Origin of the sequence: Streptomyces sp. P17, from assembly GCF_032436805.1 — a bacterium.
Lineage (GTDB): Bacteria > Actinomycetota > Actinomycetes > Streptomycetales > Streptomycetaceae > Streptomyces.
This window is the reverse complement of record NZ_JAVRBF010000549.1, coordinates 1-310: the sequence shown is the minus strand read 5'-3', so window position 1 is coordinate 310 and position 310 is coordinate 1. Positions and strand designations below refer to the sequence as shown.

1 protein-coding gene is annotated in these 310 nt (G+C 66.8%); it reads right to left on the bottom strand.

Features of this window, described 5'->3' with window-relative positions:
- The coding region (locus RMT89_RS42065) for a phage tail tape measure protein (RefSeq protein ID WP_315889030.1) at positions 1–310 on the bottom strand (310 nt) is incomplete at both ends.

The window sequence follows — 310 nt, the reverse complement described above, 5'->3', positions numbered from 1 at the left end:
ATGGTGGACAGGGCTGCCTGCCGCTGCTCCACGGTCAGGCCACCCAGCTTGTCCTTGAGTTGTCCGGCGAGGTCGGTGATGCCGACGAACTGGCCCTGGGCATCGTAGGCGGCGATGCCGAGATCGTCCATGGTGCGTTGCGCTTCCTTCGACGGCTTCGCGAGCGCCAGCAGCATCGACTTGAAGCCTGTGCCAGCCTCGGCACCGATCATGCCCGTGGAGGCGAACGCGGCGAGGGTGCCGACGGTCTCCTCGATAGAGACCCCGAACTGGGAGGCGACGACGCCGGACTGCTTGAGAGCCTGCCCCA